Source organism: Brevibacterium pigmentatum, from assembly GCF_011617465.1.
In the GTDB taxonomy this organism is placed as follows: Bacteria; Actinomycetota; Actinomycetes; order Actinomycetales; family Brevibacteriaceae; genus Brevibacterium; species Brevibacterium pigmentatum.
On record NZ_CP050153.1, the window covers coordinates 3,239,070 to 3,256,224 of the forward strand.

Annotated in this window: 15 protein-coding genes; 10 read left to right on the forward strand and 5 right to left on the reverse strand. The window is 66.6% G+C overall.

Annotation, left to right across the window (positions count from 1 at the left end; translation table 11 throughout):
• The first annotated feature begins 1 nt into the window (after position 1).
• Entirely contained in the window at positions 2-904 is a 903-nt protein-coding gene (locus GUY30_RS14720; RefSeq protein WP_167199146.1) for a trehalose-phosphatase, read from the forward strand.
• A gap of 108 nt (positions 905-1,012) precedes the next feature.
• On the opposite strand, the gene GUY30_RS14725 is transcribed toward GUY30_RS14720, so the two are convergent.
• Positions 1,013-2,080, reverse strand: a complete 1,068-nt coding sequence (locus GUY30_RS14725) for a substrate-binding domain-containing protein (RefSeq protein WP_167199149.1) — start codon at positions 2,078-2,080, stop codon at positions 1,013-1,015.
• Positions 2,077-3,069, reverse strand: a complete 993-nt coding sequence (locus GUY30_RS14730) for a LacI family DNA-binding transcriptional regulator (RefSeq protein ID WP_167199152.1) — start codon at positions 3,067-3,069, stop codon at positions 2,077-2,079. Before GUY30_RS14730 ends, GUY30_RS14725 begins: the two co-directional genes overlap by 4 nt.
• Positions 3,070-3,260: 191 nt before the next feature.
• On the opposite strand from GUY30_RS14730, the gene GUY30_RS14735 reads away from it, so the two are divergent.
• From GUY30_RS14735 to GUY30_RS14750, 4 genes are all read left to right on the forward strand, one after another.
• A complete protein-coding gene (locus GUY30_RS14735) occupies positions 3,261-3,968 on the forward strand; it encodes an ABC transporter ATP-binding protein (RefSeq protein ID WP_228281396.1) in 708 nt (235 codons plus the stop codon).
• A 3-nt stretch (positions 3,969-3,971) separates the two neighbouring features.
• Positions 3,972-5,204, forward strand: coding sequence for a DUF4032 domain-containing protein (locus tag GUY30_RS14740; RefSeq protein ID WP_167199155.1), 1,233 nt, complete (start codon positions 3,972-3,974; stop codon positions 5,202-5,204).
• Positions 5,205-5,350: 146 nt separating this feature from the next.
• Positions 5,351-6,214: an SDR family NAD(P)-dependent oxidoreductase gene (locus tag GUY30_RS14745; protein WP_228281399.1), complete on the forward strand. Its 864-nt coding sequence runs from the start codon at positions 5,351-5,353 to the stop codon at positions 6,212-6,214.
• A 173-nt stretch (positions 6,215-6,387) separates the two neighbouring features.
• The gene (locus GUY30_RS14750) at positions 6,388-7,887 is read left to right on the forward strand and encodes an amino acid permease (RefSeq protein WP_167199158.1); all 1,500 of its coding nucleotides are present in this window, start codon (positions 6,388-6,390) and stop codon (positions 7,885-7,887) included.
• Positions 7,888-7,964: 77 nt separating this feature from the next.
• Here the strand turns inward: GUY30_RS14750 and rlmB are convergent, their stop codons facing one another.
• Together rlmB and cysS are read right to left on the reverse strand one after the other, a co-directional pair.
• Positions 7,965-8,903 carry a 23S rRNA (guanosine(2251)-2'-O)-methyltransferase RlmB gene (rlmB, locus tag GUY30_RS14755; RefSeq protein ID WP_167199161.1) on the reverse strand — a complete coding sequence of 313 codons (939 nt, stop codon included), beginning with the start codon at positions 8,901-8,903 and terminating at the stop codon, positions 7,965-7,967.
• A gap of 60 nt (positions 8,904-8,963) precedes the next feature.
• Positions 8,964-10,415, reverse strand: a complete 1,452-nt coding sequence (cysS, locus tag GUY30_RS14760; protein WP_167199164.1) for a cysteine--tRNA ligase — start codon at positions 10,413-10,415, stop codon at positions 8,964-8,966.
• A gap of 247 nt (positions 10,416-10,662) precedes the next feature.
• On the opposite strand from cysS, the gene GUY30_RS14765 reads away from it, so the two are divergent.
• The 5 genes from GUY30_RS14765 (at position 10,663) to GUY30_RS14785 (ending at position 16,050) form a co-directional block, all read left to right on the forward strand.
• Positions 10,663-12,210 (forward strand): sodium-dependent transporter, encoded by a 1,548-nt coding sequence (locus GUY30_RS14765; protein ID WP_167199167.1) that lies wholly within the window; start codon positions 10,663-10,665, stop codon positions 12,208-12,210.
• A gap of 1 nt (position 12,211) precedes the next feature.
• Entirely contained in the window at positions 12,212-12,325 is a 114-nt protein-coding gene (locus tag GUY30_RS14770) for a methionine/alanine import family NSS transporter small subunit (protein WP_167199170.1), read from the forward strand.
• A 342-nt stretch (positions 12,326-12,667) separates the two neighbouring features.
• Positions 12,668-13,759, forward strand: coding sequence for an S-(hydroxymethyl)mycothiol dehydrogenase (locus tag GUY30_RS14775; RefSeq protein ID WP_167199173.1), 1,092 nt, complete (start codon positions 12,668-12,670; stop codon positions 13,757-13,759).
• Complete coding sequence (locus tag GUY30_RS14780) at positions 13,759-14,430, forward strand: MBL fold metallo-hydrolase (protein ID WP_167199176.1); 672 nt, start codon at positions 13,759-13,761, stop codon at positions 14,428-14,430. The genes GUY30_RS14775 and GUY30_RS14780 overlap by 1 nt, the downstream gene beginning before the upstream one ends.
• Before the next feature lie 207 nt (positions 14,431-14,637).
• Positions 14,638-16,050, forward strand: a complete 1,413-nt coding sequence (locus GUY30_RS14785) for an amino acid permease (protein WP_228281404.1) — start codon at positions 14,638-14,640, stop codon at positions 16,048-16,050.
• 116 nt (positions 16,051-16,166) lie between these two features.
• On the opposite strand, the gene GUY30_RS14790 is transcribed toward GUY30_RS14785, so the two are convergent.
• Positions 16,167-17,153 carry a hypothetical protein gene (locus GUY30_RS14790; protein WP_167199179.1) on the reverse strand — a complete coding sequence of 329 codons (987 nt, stop codon included), beginning with the start codon at positions 17,151-17,153 and terminating at the stop codon, positions 16,167-16,169.
• Between the last annotated feature and the right edge of the window lie 2 nt (positions 17,154-17,155).

The following is a 17,155-nucleotide window of genomic DNA, read 5'->3' on the forward strand; positions in this document are numbered from 1 at the left end:
AGTGACGACCGAACCGACCGTGTCCGTGCCCGCCGTCTCGACCCCCGCCGAGGTGGACCTCCGTGATCTCGCCACCGCCGATTCGCTGTTGCTGGCCTTGGATTTCGATGGGGTCCTCGCACCTCTTCAAGATGATCCGTCGACCTCGCGGATGGTCCCCGATTCGGCCGCGGCGATCGCGGCGCTGGCAGATCTGCCGCGCACCCGCGTGGCACTGGTGTCCGGGCGCGATATCGCGACTCTGCGCCGTCTGTCGCAGGCTCCGGAGACGGCCTGGCTCATCGGGTCACACGGTGCGGAGGCCGAGCTCGGGATCGACGCCGACCGCGATGGCGACTCTGCTGTCGTCCGGTCGCCCGAGCTCACTGCGGCCGAAGCGGAGATGCTCGCCGCCGTCGATGCTCACCTCGACGCGTTCGAACACACTCTGCCGGGCGCTGACGACTCAGGCCATGCCGACGGCGCCTCGGACTTCCTCATCGAGCGCAAACCCTATTCGCGGACGGTCCATACTCGTGGAATCGCCTCCGCGGCGGCCGCGGCCCTGCACGGCCACGCCACCGAAGTGGTCGAGGAGTTTCCCGACATCCGCGTCATCGAAGGCCACGACATCACCGAACTCGCCGTCAAACAGGCGACGAAGGGCGACGGCATCCGACTGCTCGCCCGCGCCGGCGGACCCACGGCGATGGGCTACCTCGGCGACGATGTCACCGATGAGGATGCTTTCGCCGCCCTCGACGAACTCACGGACTCCCACGCTCTCGATGCGAGTCTGACCGTCAAGGTCGGGTCCGCACAGACTCGCGCTTCGTGGCGGATCGCCGACCCGACTGCCGTGGCCGAACTGCTCGGCCGCCTCGTTGCCGAACGCACGGATTTCCTCCGCACCGTCCACGGCTGAGGTCGGGCCGCCTCGGCGAGCTTTGCCCGATCGGACGCACCACCGGATCTGACGCATGGGTCGGACCGATGCCACGGTCGGGCCGCCTCGGCGAGGATGGTCGCGACGTCAGCGGCGCTGCGGGGGCACGGCACTGGCACGGAGGACGAGGTCCGGGTCGACCGTGTAGTCGACGTGCACACGGGCGTCGCCGGCGGCGATCATCGCGCGGACCTCGTCGATCGCCGACTGCGCCACGGTCGCCCAGTCGTAGACGACTTGCGACAGGGGCGGTTGGACGACATCGGCGTCGGGGACGTCGCCGACTGTGAGCAGGGACAGGTCCCGGGGCACGTCCAACCGGAGCCGCTGGGCGGCCTCGAGCATGCCGAAAGACAGGGACGGGGCGCAGGCGATGACGGCGGTGCAGCGCAGATCGAGCAGCTCCTCGGCAGCGGCGACTCCGGCCATGGCTCCGCCGGCGGCCTCGACGACGGGAGCCTGATCGCGGGTGGCGGGAATGTGGAGGATTCCGGCCATCGAGCGGCGGAAGCCGGCGATGCGGGCAGGGGCCGCCGAATCGCGCAGCACGGCGAGTCCGATGCGTTTGTGGCCGAGGTGGACGAGGTGGGCCACGGCCGTGTCGATGCCGCCGGTCGCGTCGAGGTAGATGCGGGAGATCCCGTCGTCGTGGCGAGCATTCGAGATGCGGATGAGCGGCAGTCCGCGCTCGGCGAGCATTCCCGCGAGCACCCCGGCAGCGCCCCCGCCGACGACGATGGCCCCGGCGATCGCCGGTCCGCCGTGTTCGCTGCCGAGGACGGTCTCGAGCAGAGTCCCATTGCGTTCGACGATGGCCTCGATGTGGACGACGGCGATGCCGAGTCCGAACATCCGGTTCGTCAGGATCTCCGCGAGCCGCGTATACGGATCGACGTTTCCCGCTGACACCGCGGGTTTGATGAGTGCGATGAGCAGGGGTCCGGAGTCTGCTCCGGTTCCGTCCCCGGTCCCCGGGCTCGGGGTCTGCCCGGTGGCGCCGAGGATCGCCAGCGCCTGGCGTACCTTCGCCAACGACGATGCCGACACCGATTGAGGATCGCGCAGGGCTCGTGAGGCGGTGGCCTTCGAGACCCCGGCGGTGCCGGCGATCTCGGCGAGGCGAACGTGGCGGGGCTCGGGCGGGTGGTCGCTCATTGGCGGGCCGCCGTCGTCGAGGTCCGGGCGACGAGCCGGGGACGGAACACCGGCGGCACCGAGGGCAGGCCCGTCGTCGAGATCCGCAGAGTCTGCAGGGTCGCTGCGATGAGGGCGTTCGACAGCCCTTCGACGTCGAGGCCGAGCACCGTGGCCGGAGGACCCGTGAACTTCATCGTCGGGGAATCGCCGAACCCGACGACCGACATGTCCCGCGGCACCTGCAAGTGCCGATTCCGCAGACCGTGGAGGGCGCCATGCAGCTGCAGAGCGGACTGGACGATCACCGCGGTGCACGTCGCATCCTTGAGTTCGAGCACGGCGCGCGACCCTCCGGAGAACGACTTCGGCACCCGTGAGATCCAATCCTCGAGGTTGAGTCCCAGGTTCCTGGCCGGATGTTCGGCGAGGAAGCGGCGGACGAGCTGAACGGCCAGCTCACCGCTGTCATTGCAGATCAGCCCGATCCGGCGATGTCCGATCGCTCGCAGATGTTCGAAGGCCGTGGTCATTCCACCACCGAGGTCGAGGCGCGCGGCGATGACATCGGCGCCGCCCGACCCGGGCCTTCCGGCCTCCTCGGTGGCGGACTGTTCGTCGACGCGGATACAGGGGATCTCCGTGTTCAGGCTCGTCATCGTCGTGGTCACCAGAGCCACGGCGCCGGCGTCGACCGCGGTCTGCAGCGGCTCCGGGTCGGTCTCGACCAGCGGGCGGGTGACGAGGAGATCATGATCCTGCAGGGCCTTGGCCACGCGGGTGCAGACCTGGACCTGCCAATGTTCGGGGTTGCCGGGGGCGCTGACGGCCACGAGCCGCCTCGGCGCATCATGGAGCAGGGTCGACCGCGAATAGCCGAGCTCGCTCATCGCCTCCAGGACCTTCGCCCGCGTCGACTCGGCGACGGCGCCGCGGCGGCCGAGCACCCGGGAGACCGTGGCCAGAGAGACCCCGGCCCTGGCGGCGACCTCGTCCAACGTGACCTTCATACGTTTCAGTCTACTTTCGGGTCGCGGTATGCGTCGGCGCACAGCCATCGTGCTGAGAATCACTCTACGCTTTGTCGAATTCACAGAGCACCCGAACTCTCCACCCCTTAGGATGAGAGTGACTGAGCATCCCTGCCAGGTCACCGACGACCAGCTGCTCACGGAGTTATACAGAAGTTTTAGGAGGACTTATGTCAACGGTGTCGTTGAATGGCCTCAGTCATGTCTACGAGAACACGACGTCCGAATCCGTCCACCCGTTCAATCTCTTCGTCGATGACGGCGAGTTCCTTGTCCTCTACGGCCCCGCCGCGTCGGGTAAGTCGACGATCCTGCGGATGCTCCACGGTCTGGAGACCCCGAAGACCGGCACCATCCTCATCGACGGTGCCGATATCACCCACGCCGCCGTCAACGACCGCGACGTCACCCTGGCTCTGGAGAGCTACGCGCTCTACCCGCATATGAGCGTGCGCGACAACCTCGGCTTTGCGCTGCGCGTCGACGGTCTGCCGGCCGATGAGATCCGCGAACGCGTCGAATCCGTGATGGACAAGATCGGGCTGAGCGACATCCTCGATTCGGTTCCCGGCGACCTCACCCAGCTGCAACGCCAGACCGTGGCCCTGGCCCGTGCCGTGGTGCGCCGGCCCAAGGTGCTCATCATGGACGAGCCCGTGGTCAACCTCGTCCCCGAGCAGCAGACGGAGACTCTGTCTCTGATCAAACAGCTGCAGCAGGAATTCGGGCTGACGACGATCTATGCCACCTCCGACTTCGAGGACGCGAAGGTCCTCGGCGACCGGATCGCCTTCCTCGACCGCGGACGGCTCATCGGCGTGGAGACACCCGACCTCGCCGAGGCGCTCGTGGCCTCGGTCTCCGACACGGACTCCTGAGCCGTGGCTCCGGAGATCCACACCGTCCGGAACGCCGATCATCAGGCCCTGGCCGAACTCCCCTGGCACCTGCCCCTGGCCGAGTGGCCCGAGACTCTGGTCGGCGGTCTGCCCCGCGGAATCTCCCGCCATGTCGTGCGCTATGTCGAGATCGGGGACGAAGTCCTCGCGATCAAGGAGACCGACGACGCGCAGGCGCTGCGTGAGTTCGACATCCTCGGCGCGCTCGGCAACCTCGACGTCCCCCTCGTCGAACCCCGGGCTTCCGTCGGAGGTCGACGGACCGAATCGGGCGAGAAGCTCAAGGGCGCCCTCATCACCGCTTATCTCGAGTTCTCCCTGCCCTACCGTGCCCTGTTCTCCCGGGACCTGGCCGAGGACACCGGCGGCCGCCTCGTCGACGCTCTGGCCGTGCTCCTCGTCCGCCTCCACCTCGTCGGCTTCTACTGGGGTGACGTGTCGCTGTCGAACACGCTCTTCCGCCGCGATGCCGATGCCTACGCCGCCTATGTCGTCGATGCCGAGACCGGTGAGCTGCACGACCAGCTCTCCGACGGGCAGCGGAACATGGACCTGCGGATCGCGCGGATGAACATCGCCGGGGACTTCCTCGACCTGCAGGCCGCGGGACTCGTCGCCCCCGAGACCGATCCGCTGGCGGCCGGTGAGCGACTCTGCGAGTCGTACAACGCCCTATGGGCGGAGCTGACCCGGGTCGAGGAGTTCAGCGTCAACGAACGCTGGCGCATCGACGAACGCATCCGCCGCCTCAACGATCTGGGCTTCGACCTCGGCGAACTGACCGTGACGACCGACCTCGACGGCATCAGCCTCCTCGTGTCCCCGAAGGTCGTCGAACCCAATCATCATTCGCGGCGTCTGCTGCGCCTGACCGGAATCGGCGCGAACGAGAACCAGGCCCGGGCGATGCTCAACGACCTCGACTCGTTCCGCTCGGCTCCCGAGATCGCCGAATTCGACAAACTCGACGAGTCCCAAGCCGCCCGCCGCTGGCTCGACGAGGTGTACAAACCCCTCATCCAGGCGATCCCGGAGAACCTCACCCGCAAGCTCGAACCCGGGCAGATCTTCTACGAATTCGCCGAACATCGCCGCACCATGGCCCGCGCCCGCCAACGCGACATCCCCACGATGGAGGCCATCGCCTACTTCATCGTCGACTACCTGGCGAACCTCCCCGACGAGATCCGCTACGTCGACAGCGAGAAGTTCTGAACCCTCCCCGAGGCGGCCCTGACCTCAGTCGATGTTCCACAAGGTGAAACGGGAACGGCGGAGCCGCCTCGGCGGGCATAACTTTGAAGTCCACGGAGCGACACCGAGGTCGCTCCAGCACCCCGCCCCGCCCGGAAGGATTCCCGATGTCGACGAACGAGCCGATGCCCACGAACGAGAACAACCCGTCGATCCCGTCCCTGTTCGACCTGAGCGGCCGCACGGTCGTCGTCGTCGGGGCCGGCTCCGGACTGGGGCAGGCCAGCGCGATCGGGCTCGCCGATGCGGGAGCGCACGTCGTCGTCGCCGACCTCAACCTCACCGGCGCCGAGGAGACCGCCGCCCTCATCGCCGGCCGACGCTCCGGGTCCGCCGCCCACGGTGCCGCCGATGGCGGGTCCGATGCCAGTCCCGCCACGGCGGCGGCCGTCGACATCACGGACTCGGCGTCGGTCGATGCGCTCGTCGACGCATGGTCCGATGCCGAGATCCTCGTGGTCACTCCCGGTGCGAACGTGCGCAAGCGGCTGACGGACACCACCGATGACGAGTTCGACCGCGTCATCGACATCAACCTCAAGGGCACGTACCGGCTGATGCGCGGATTCGGCCGCGAGATGGGTGAGCGCGGTCGCGGATCGATCGTCACCTATGCCTCGTTCCGAGCGCTGGCCATCGAACCCGGTCAGGGCCTGTACGCGGCGGCCAAGGCCGGAGTCGTGCAGCTGACGAAGACGATGGCCAGCGAGCTCGGAGAGAAGGGCGTGCGGGTCAACGCGATCCTGCCCGGGCCGTTCGACACTCCCCTGACCCAGCAGATCAAGGCCGACGGAAGGTGGTGGGACGCGTATGCGGACAAGACCGCCCTGGGCCGGTGGGGTCGCCTGCACGAGATCGCCGGGCCCGTCCTCTTCCTCGCCTCGGATGCGTCGAGCTATGTCACCGGGCATTCGCAGCTCGTCGACGGAGGATGGATGGCGCACGACGGTCGGTTCACCCCCGACGTGTGAGGTGTCTGGCGTGTGAGGTCTGAGGTCTGAGGTCGGCCCGACCTGGGACGTGTGAGATCCCCGCCCTGTGAGGGCGTCTGCGATGTGAGATCGGCGACGGTGCGGGGCGGCTTCGCCCGTAATCACGCGGAAGCCTGGCGAGACAATATTCATGCTTATGCAAGAATATTCATATGACCGTTTCGCAGACACCGTCCACCCCGCCGACGCACACTCCCACCGGAGTGCTGCGGCAGCTGGGGCGACGCAAGTCGATCAGCGCCATGACCGCCGAGGCCCACACCGATGCGCAGACCGCGCAGTCGGGTGGACTGCGGCGGACGTTCGGCGTCTTCCAGCTGACGATGATCAGCGTCGGTGCCACCTTGGGCACGGGAATCCTCGTCATCCTCGGCGAGGCAGTTCCCGTGGCCGGCCCCGCCGTCTGGATCGCTTTCGTCCTCGCCGGAATCACGGCGCTGCTCTCGGCAGTCAGCTACGCCGAGATGGCCGGAATGGTGCCGGTGTCCGGGTCGAGCTACTCGTATTCCTATGCCACCCTCGGTGAGGGCGTCGCCTGGGTCTGCGGTTGGTGCCTCGTCCTCGAGTACGCGGTCTCGGTCGCAGCGGTCGCCGTCGGCGCCGCCGACTACGTCAACGAGACCCTGCGCGTCTTCGGCCTCGAGCTGCCCGCGTCCCTGACCACGGGGCCTGGCCTCGCCGAGAACCCCGATGGGATCGTCAACGTCTCGGCTCTCATCGTCGTAGCTCTGGCGACCGTGCTGCTCATGCGCGGCGCCCGCGAATCCGGTGTCGTCAACACACTGCTCGTGTTCGTCAAGATCGGCATCCTCGTCTTCTTCGCCATCGTCGCGTTCACCGCGTTCAAGGCCGGCAACTTCGCGCCGCTGCTGCCGATGGGAGCCGCCGGTGTCACCGCGGCCGCCTCGAGCGTGTTCTTCTCCTATATCGGCTTCGATGCCGCATCGACGGCCGGCGAGGAAGCGAAGAACCCGCGCCGGGACCTGCCGCGGGCGATCATCTTCTCGATGCTCATCGTCACCTCGATGTACGTGCTCGTGGCCGTCACAGCGATCGGGGCACGGCAGTGGCAGTGGTTCGAAGGTGCCCACGCCCCGCTGGTCCAGATTGTCGAAGAGATCACGGGGTCGAACATCGCGGTGCTGCTCTTCGCCGTGGCTGCGGTGCTCGCGATCTTCTCCGTCGTCATCACAGTGCTCTACGGTCAGTCGCGGATCCTGCTGACGATGGCCAGGGACGGAATGGTGCCGAGGATCTTCGGAGTCGTCTCCCAACGCACGGGGACTCCCCTGATCGGCACTCTGATCGTCGGCGGACTAGTGGCCATCACTGCGGCGTTCATCCCGCTCGGCGAACTCGCCGATGCCACGAGCATCGGCACCCTGTTCGCCTTCTGCCTCGTCAATATCGCCGTCATCTACCTGCGGTTCAAACGCCCGGACCTCGACCGTTCATTCAAGGTTCCGTTCGGGCCGGTCGTGCCCGCGCTGGGAGCCTTGGCGTGCGCATTCCTCATGGTCAACCTCGGCGGGCGGACCTGGCTCGTTTTCGCTGCGTGGATGGCCGTCGGAACCATCGTCTACTTCACCTACAGCCGCCGCCACTCGGTCGTCGGCCAGCTCAGCGAAAACGACTACCAATCCACCCTCTGAAAACCCTAATTACTACCTGACGGCGGCCCAGCAACCTCGCGCGAGGTTGCTGGGCCGCCGTCAGGTAGTAAGGAGGGTCAGGGGCGGCGGGCTCTGGCCACCTCGTAGAGGGAGACAGCCGCGGCGATGCCTGCATTGAGCGACTCCGTGGTCGCGGCGATCGGGATCGACACGATCTGGTCGCACTTCTCCGAGATGAGCCGCGACAAGCCCTTGCCTTCGGAGCCGACGACGATGCACAGCGGGTCGCGGGTGAAGGTCAGTTCAGGCAGGTCGACGTCGCCGTCCATGTCGAGACCGACGACGAAGACGTTCTGCTTCTTCAGCTCATCGATCGCCCGCGCCAGGTTGACCACCTGCGCCACGCGGATGCGCGAAGCGGCACCGGCAGAGGTCTTCCACGCCGCGGCCGTCATCGAGGCGGCGCGACGTTCGGGAATGATCACGCCGTGGCCGCCGAAGGCCGCCGTCGACCGGACGATGGCACCGAGGTTGCGCGGATCCGTGATCCCGTCGAGGGCCACGAGCAGCGGAGTCTCGGCGCGGTCCGCCGCGTACTCGAGCAGTTCGGCCGGGTCGGCGTAGTCGTACGGCGGGACCTGCAGGGCGATGCCCTGGTGGATCGCGTCGTCGGTGAGCCGGTCGAGGTCGGGCTTGCTCGCCTCGAGCATCGAGATGCCGCGCTGAGTCGCCAGAGTGATGGATTCGCGCACGCGATCATCGGAGTCAATGCGCCCGGACACGTACATCGCGGTGGCCGGAACGCCCTCGCGCAGAGCCTCGAGGACCGAATTGCGCCCGGCGACCATATTCGGTCCGAGCTCCTTCTTCTTCCGCTTCGCCTGCGCCGAGGCGTTCGAGCTCTTGCGCTGCTGCGCGGCCTTGTGCGCCTTGTGATAGACGCGGTCCTCGGCCTTGGGCGTCGGCCCCTTGCCGCGCAGGCCGCGCTTGTTCTTGCCGCCCGACCCCTTGGTCGGGCCTTTCTTCGAACCGCCGGAGCGGGGATTGGAAGCCATCTGAATCCTTCGAATTCGTTGGGGTCGCGAGCTCATGCCCGTGACCGAAGATCGTCGTCCTCAGCCCTCGCCGAGGTGGTAGCGGTACCCGTCGGCCGTGTCCTCGATGATGACGCCGGCCGCGGCCAGTTCGTCACGCAGGGCATCCGCGGTGGCGAAGTCCTTCTCCGCCTTCGCCTCGGCCCGCCGCTTGGCCATGGTGGCCACAAGGGAATCGAGCGCGGACTCCGCCTTGGCATCGGCCGCCGATCCAGCCCAGACCGCTGCGCTGGGATTGACCCCGAGGACGTCGAGCATGAGCTCCACCTCGGCGACGATCCGCGCCAGCGCCGCCCGATCGCTTCCGGAGTCGAGGAGCTTCGCCCCTTCGCTCACGGAGGCGAAGACCACGGACAGCGCACGCGGCACACCGAGGTCATCGTCGAGGGCGGCGGCGAATTCGGCGGGAACATCGACGCTGCGTCCGGCGTAGGCGTCGCTGACATCCGGCAGTGCCGGAGCGTCCGCGCCGAGTGCCTGGCGAGCGCGCTGCAGGAAGTTCCGGAGTCGTTCGAGTGAGGCCGCGGAGCGCTCCATCGCCTCGTTCGAGAAGTCGAGGATCGACCGGTAGCCGGCACCGGTGAGGAAGTAGCGCACGGCCAGCGGGCTGAACGTGTCGAACAGGTCGGAGGCGAAGACCGAATTGCCCAGCGACTTCGACATCTTGTCCCCGCCCACGTTGAGCAGGCCGGAATGCATCCAGATGTTCGCGAACTGATCCCCGGCGGCTCGGGACTGCGCCAGTTCGTTCTCATGGTGCGGGAAGCGCAGGTCGAGTCCGCCGCCGTGGATGTCGAAGTTGGACCCGAGGTACTTCGTCGACATCGCCGAGCACTCGATGTGCCAGCCCGGTCGGCCCCGTCCCCACGGCGAGGGCCATGAGGCGGTGATCGGTTCGGAGTCCTTATGCGCCTTCCACAGCGCGAAGTCCCGGGCGTCCCTCTTTCCGCGCAGTTCAGCACCCTCGGACAGTTCCATGTCCTCGAGCTTCTGGTTCGTCAGGGCCCCGTACTCGCTCCACGAGGCGGCGTCGAAGTAGACATCGGCACTGCCGTCGAGCGCGGGGTAGGCATGACCTGCCTCGATGAGGCGGGTGATGAGTTCGATCATCTCGGTGATGTGTCCGGTCGCGCGCGGCTCGCTGCTCGGCGGGAGCACGTCGAGAGCATCGTAGGCGGCGGTGAAGGCGCGTTCGTACTTGTACGCGTGAGCGAACCACTCCCGCCCCTCTTCGACGGACTTCGACAGGATCTTGTCGTCGATGTCGGTGACGTTGCGGATCATGGTCACCCGGTAGCCGCTGTAGAGCAGCCAGCGTCGGAGAGTGTCGAACACCGAGGCCGACCGCAGGTGGCCGATATGCGGTTCGCCCTGCACCGTGGCGCCACAGACGTAGATACCGACCTGACCGTCATTGACGGGACGCAGTTCTTCGGTCGTGCGGCTGGCAGTGTTATAGAGCGAGATAGTCACGCCCCAAGTCTACCGGGCCTGGGGCTTTTCGCGGTTTCCGCGAATTCGATACCAGACTGTTATGCGGCTCACGTGATGCGCGGCACATCGCACAGAGAATTCCCAGTAAAATGGGATCAAGCAACGAAGCTCGCTTCGAGAGTCCTTCTCGCTATACGGACTTCACACCGGACCTCCGGTCTCACAGACGAGACTTCGGTGGCCACATTCAGTCGCGATGATCCGCGACTGGTCAAGAAAGGACACCATGTCGACCACAGCCACACCCCAGAGGGAGGTCTTCGCCACCCGCGGCGCGTTCATCTTCGCTGCCATCGGTTCGGCGGTCGGCCTCGGCAACATCTGGCGCTTCCCCTACATCACCTATGACAACGGCGGCGGCGCGTTCCTCATCCCCTACCTCGTCGCACTCCTGACAGCAGGCATCCCTCTGCTGTTCTTCGACTACGCGATGGGACACCGTTCACGCGGCTCCGCCCCCTTGGCATTCCGCATGGCTTCGAAGGTGACCGAGCCGATCGGCTGGTTCCAGACCGGCATCGCATTCGTCATCGGCATCTACTACGCAGCGATCATCGCGTGGGCCGGCTGCTACATGTTCTTCTCACTCAACCAGGCGTGGGGAGACGATGCCGCCGGATTCTTCACCGGCTCCTTCCTCAAGGCCGGCGACCCCGGCGTCTCGTTCGAGTTCGTCCCCGGAGTGCTCATCCCGGTCATCATCGTCTGGATCGTCACCCTCGGCATCCTGCTGGCCGGTGTGCAGAACGGCATCGCCCGCTTCTCGAAGATCTTCATCCCGCTGCTCGTCATCCTCTTCCTCGCGCTCGTCGTCAGGGCCCTGTTCCTGCCCGGTGCAACTGAGGGCCTCAATGCTCTGTTCACCCCGGACTTCGCAGCACTGGGCGACCCGGCAGTCTGGATCGCGGCATACGGCCAGATCTTCTTCTCACTGTCGATCGCCTTCGGCATCATGATCACCTATGCCTCATACCTGAAGAAGAAGACGAACCTCACCGGTTCGGGCCTCGTCGTCGGCTTCTCGAACTCCGCGTTCGAGATCCTCGCCGGCATCGGCGTCTTCGCAGCACTCGGCTTCATGGCCGCAGCTCAGGGCTCGCAGGTCTCCGAGGTGGCCGACTCGGGCATCGGCCTGGCCTTCATGGCCTTCCCGACGCTCATCTCCGAGATGCCCGGCGGCGGAATCTTCGGCTTCGTGTTCTTCGCCTGCCTCGTCTTCGCCGGTCTCACCTCGCTCATCTCGATCGTCCAGGTGCCCATCCAGGCGGTGCGCGAGAAGTTCAGACTCAGCAACAAGACCTCGATTCTCGTCATCGGCGGAGCCATGGCGATTATCTCGATCCTCCTGATGACCACCATCACCGGCCTCTACGTGCTCGACACGATGGATGCCTGGGCCAACAACATCGGCATCGTCGGTGCCGCAGTCGTCGGTCTCATCGCCGTCGGTTGGTTCGCGCGCAAGCTGCCCGTGCTGCGGGATCACCTCAACGCGATCTCGAGCTTCAAGGTGGGCTGGTTCTGGATGATCATCCTCGGCGGTGTCACCACCGTGGTGCTCGCCTACATGCTCATCTCGCAGATCATCACCTACTCGACCAAGGGCTACGAAGACTATCCGATGGGCATCATCGGCGTCTTCGGTTGGGGCATGATCGGCCTGCTCATCGTCCTGGCAATCGTCTTCACGCTCATCAAATGGCCGAAGAAGACGCTCGACGAGGCAGAAGCTTCAATCGCCGACTCCGTCGAACAAGAGAAGAAGGGAGCCTGACATGGGCACTTCAGCAATCATCATGATGGCCATCGCCATGGTCACGGTCTGGGGTGGTCTGATCGCATCGCTGCTCCACCTGCGCAAGCACCCCGACGAGGAAGCGGCCGAATGATCTGTTCGGGGTGAACCCCACCCCGTGATCACGTCCGGCTGAGTCGGATCCGCAGTGCCGCCTCGGCGACGCGGATCGGCTCACCCTCACCGAGGCGGCCCGATGCATCCCCAGCATCGGGCCGCCTTCGTCGTTCCACCTTCACCCGTCCTTGGGGAGTCCACCACCGGACCTGCCCCGCCCGTTTCCAGCGCATCGTCTCACCACCGCATCCGCCACTGGTCGAGCCCAGCGTGCTTGGTTAGGGTGGGGATTGTGAGCACCCCGTCCGGGGGTGCACTCAGTCCACGTCGGGTGTTCCCACCAGTCGGACCCCGTCGCCGAAGACATTTAGGAGACGCAATGCCACAGACCGTCAAGGGCGTCATCTCCCGCAGCAAGGGAGCCCCAGTCGAACTCACCGACATCGTCATTCCGGATCCGGGTCCGGGCGAGGTCGTCGTCGATGTGAAGTCGTGCGGCGTCTGCCACACGGACTTCCACTACCGCGAAGGCGGAATCAGCGATGACTACCCGTTCCTGCTCGGCCACGAGTCCGCCGGAGTCGTCTCCGAGGTCGGCGAGGGAGTCACCGAGGTCGCGGTCGGGGATTTCGTCATCCTCAACTGGCGCGCCATCTGCGGTGACTGCCGTGCCTGCAAGCGCGGCGAGCCCTGGTACTGCTTCGACACCCACAACGCTTCACAGAAGATGACCCTGCCCGACGGCACCGAACTCGAAGCCGCTCTGGGCATCGGCTCGTTCGCCGAGAAGACGCTCGTCGCCGCCGGCCAGTGCACGAAGGTCCCCGAGGCGGACCCGGCAGTCGTGGGTCTGCTCGGCTGCGGAATGATGGCCGGGATCGGCGCCGCCATCAACACCGGTGAGGTCACCCGCGGCAAGTCCGTGGCCGTGATCGGTGCCGGCGGTGTCGGCTGCGCGGCGATCGCCGGTTCGGCGCTGGCCGGAGCGAACACGATCATCGCCCTCGACATCGACGAGAAGAAGCTGTCCTGGGCCACCGACTTCGGTGCCACGCACACCGTGTCGACGAAGGGCATGAGTGAGGACGAGGTCGTCGCCGCGATCCAGGAGCGCACCGGAGGCTTCGGTGCCGATGTCGTCATCGACGCCGTCGGACTCCCCGCCACCTGGCGGCAGGCCTTCTACGGCCGCGACCTCGCAGGCACCGTCGTCCTCGTCGGCGTGCCGACCCCGGAGATGGAGCTCACGGTTCCGCTGCTCGACGTGTTCGGCCGCGGCGGCAAGCTCAAGTCCTCGTGGTACGGCGACTGCCTGCCCGACCGCGACTTCCCGATGCTCGTCGACCTCTACCAGCAGGGACGCTTCCCGCTGGAGAAGTTCGTGTCCGAACGCATCGGCCTCGGCGACGTCGAATCCGCTTTTGAGAAGATGGCCAAGGGCCAGGTCCTGCGATCGGTGGTGGAACTGTAATGACAGCTATTGAGCATCTCGTCACGTCGGGCACCTTCTCCCTGGACGGGGAGACGCACAACGTCGACAACAACGTGTGGATCATCGGCGATGATTCCGAGGTCATCGTCATCGACCCCGCCCACGACGTCAATGCGATCGCCGAGGCGGTCGGATCCAGAGACGTCAAGGCCGTTCTCCTCACGCACGGTCACGACGACCACGTGGGAGTCGTCCGCGACTTCGCACAGCGGGTGGGCAACCCCACTGTGTACCTCAATCCCGATGACTATGTCCTGTGGGATATGACCTATGAGAACTACCGTCCCGAGGGACAGATCGCCCACGGCGACACCTGGACCGTCGGCGGAATCAAGCTCAAGGCCCTGCACACTCCCGGACATTCCCCCGGTTCGACGTGCTTCTTCGTCGAGACCGGTCTGCCGGCTCCGGCCTCGGCCGGTGCCGGTCGGGCCGTCGGTCCGGTGCTGTTCTCCGGAGACACTCTGTTCAACGGCGGTCCCGGAGCCACGGGACGTTCGCATTCGAGCTTCGAGACGATCACCGAATCGATCCGCGACGTGCTCTTCCCGCTGCCGGAAGCGACCGTCGTGCTCACCGGACACGGTGATTCGACGTCGATCGGCGCCGAGAGCCCGGCCCTCGAGGACTGGATCAAACGCGGACACTGATCCGCAGCTGACCGTCCGCTGACGGCTGACCGTCCGCTAACGGCTGACCGTCCGCTGACGGCTGGCCGGTCCTGACGCAGATCGCGTCACCGGTCGGCCGCTGAGCAGGGCCGGATCACGCAGTGCAACTCGCAGACGCGGGTCGCGACCCACACGGGTCAGCGACCCGCGTCTGCGCTTTCCGACCCTGACGGATAGACTCGTCGGGTGCCTGAATCACAGTCTTCGCAGCCCGCCGAGTCAGCGTCCGCCTCGGCCCCCGGCGCTTCCGCCACGACGTCCACCGGTCTCAAGGTGGGGATGAAGCCCCGCCACCTGGTGATGATGAGCCTCGGCTCGGCCATCGGCGCCGGTCTCTTCGTCGGCTCCGGTGCCGGAGTGCAGGCGGCCGGACCCGCCGTGCTCATCTCCTACGTCGTCGCTGGCCTCATCGTCATCTTCGTCATGCGGGCTCTCGGCGAGCTCGTCGCCGCCGATCCGAACCCGGGAGCGTTCTCGCACTATGCGGGCAAGGCCATGGGCCCGGCCGCGGCCTTCGCCGTCGGTGCCCTGTGGTGGGTCCAGCTCTGCCTCGTCGTCGCCGCCGAGGCCACTGCCGCCGCGCAGATCGCGGCCTCCTATATTCCGGTCGTCCCCCAATGGGTCATCGCCTTGGCGATCATGCTCATCTTCACGGCCATCAACCTCACCACCTCGGGCAGCTTCGGTGAGTTCGAGTTCTGGTTCTCGCTCATCAAGGTCGCCTTCGTCGTCCTCTTCGTCGGCCTCGGTGCCGCGTACCTGTTCGGGTGGACTCCGGCCGAACCGCCCGCGCAGATCTTCGCCGACGGGTTCATGCCCACCGGCATCTCCGGCATCGCCGCCGGTCTGCTCGTCGTCGCCTTCGCCTTCGGCGGCATCGAGATCGTCGCCGTCGCCGCGGCCGAGACCGCGAACCCCCAGCGCAGCGTCTCCCAGGCGATCAAGACGATCGTGTGGCGCATCCTGTTCCTCTACATCGGGTCCGTGGCGATCATCGTCCTCGTCCTGCCGTGGACGGACGACAGGCTGGCCGAGTCCCCGTTCGTGGCCGTCCTCGACACCGCCGGACTGCCGTTCATCGCCTCGCTGCTCGCCGCAGTCATCGTCATCGCGCTGCTGTCGTCGATGAACGCGAACATCTACGGCGCGTCCCGGATGTCGTTCTCGATGTCGCAGCGGTCCATGCTTCCGCGCGGGCTCGGCCGCACCAACCGCCGCGGAGTGCCCGTACCTGCGGTGTTGGCCACCTCGGCGTTCGGTTTCGTCGCCGTCGCGCTCAATTACTTCTGGGCCGCCGAGGTCCTGGGCGTACTGCTCAACATCGTCGGCTCGACGCTCATCGTCACCTGGGTCGCGACGTTGGTCTCGCAGATCGTCCTGCGTCGTCGCGCCGAGGCGGCCGGGCAGTCCCTGCCGCTGCGCATGTGGGGCTACCCCTGGCTGTCGTATGTCACCTTGGCAGGAATCGCCGTGATCATCGGGCTCGGCCTGACCGTCGAATCCGTGCGCTTCCAGATCGTCGGCACGCTCATCTTCGTCGCCGCGCTCTACCTCGTCGGCCTCATCGTCACGAAGCGCCACCCCAACGCGAAGGTCTGAGTCCGGCGCTCACCGCCACCGAGGTGGCTGTGGACTTCCGAGCTGAGGCCCTGGCAGCCTCCCGTGGCCCCTGTCATATCCCCCTCGGCCCAGTTCAGTCCCCCGCGGGCCTCAGTTCAGTCAAAGCTCTCGTCAAGCGCAGCGATGAGCTCCCGCAGTGCCTCCGCGGAGTCGGCGCCGTCTGCGGACAGGGCCCACCCGGAGAGCATGTCCCGGGTCTGACCTCTGTGCCGGGCGAAGTGTCTGCCCGCATATTGTGTGACGTCGATCGGCACGGTGCGCTCCAGTGCTTCGAGCACGATTCGGGCGGCGAACCCGAACACCGGGATCGGCACCCCGAGTCGAGCACGCACGGCTTCACTCGCGGCTTTCGCGGGTCGGTCGAGATGCGATTTCAGTGCGGCCCAGTTCCCATCGCGGACGCTGAGTTCGGCAACGAAGGGAATGAACACCGTCGGAGGCAGCACCACGGTCGCCATCGGCACCGGCAGGACGAGTCGCCCCAGTCCGCGAGCGAGCGATCGCACCGCGTTCCACGGGCCGGCGACGAGGAACCGCGGCGCACCGACCGGCGCCCAGAAACTCACTTCCCGCCTCGCCTCCAGCCGTTCGGACAGGAACGCGGGTCCGAACACGACCACCTCGGCGTCGGGGAATTCGGCACGTGTTCGCTCGAGGTCCCCTTCGACCTGGCTCGTGGTCGCGATGAACGCCGGTGCGATGTCCCGGATCGCCGAGGCTACCTCCGGATCGAGATCACCCGGTCGCGTCGTGAGCACGATGAGATCCCAGCGTCCCGCAGCGGCGGCTTCGGCCCGGCTTGTAATCGTCACGCGCCGAGTCGTCGCCACGCGAGTCACCGACCAGCCATCGCCGTTACCTGCGCGTCTGCCTATGGCTCGCCCATTCTCTCCCTCGCACCTGCCGGGTCCGGCCTGAGGACGGTCGGAATCGGTCGGGTCGAGAACGCTCACGCGCCGCGGAAAGGCTGCCTGCGTATTGGGGCCGTTTACGCGGGAGACTACAGCGACCTCGTGGGCATCGGTGAAGAGCGCGGCCCCGGCGATGCCGACGGCCCCGGCTCCTTGGAAGAGGACTCTCACTG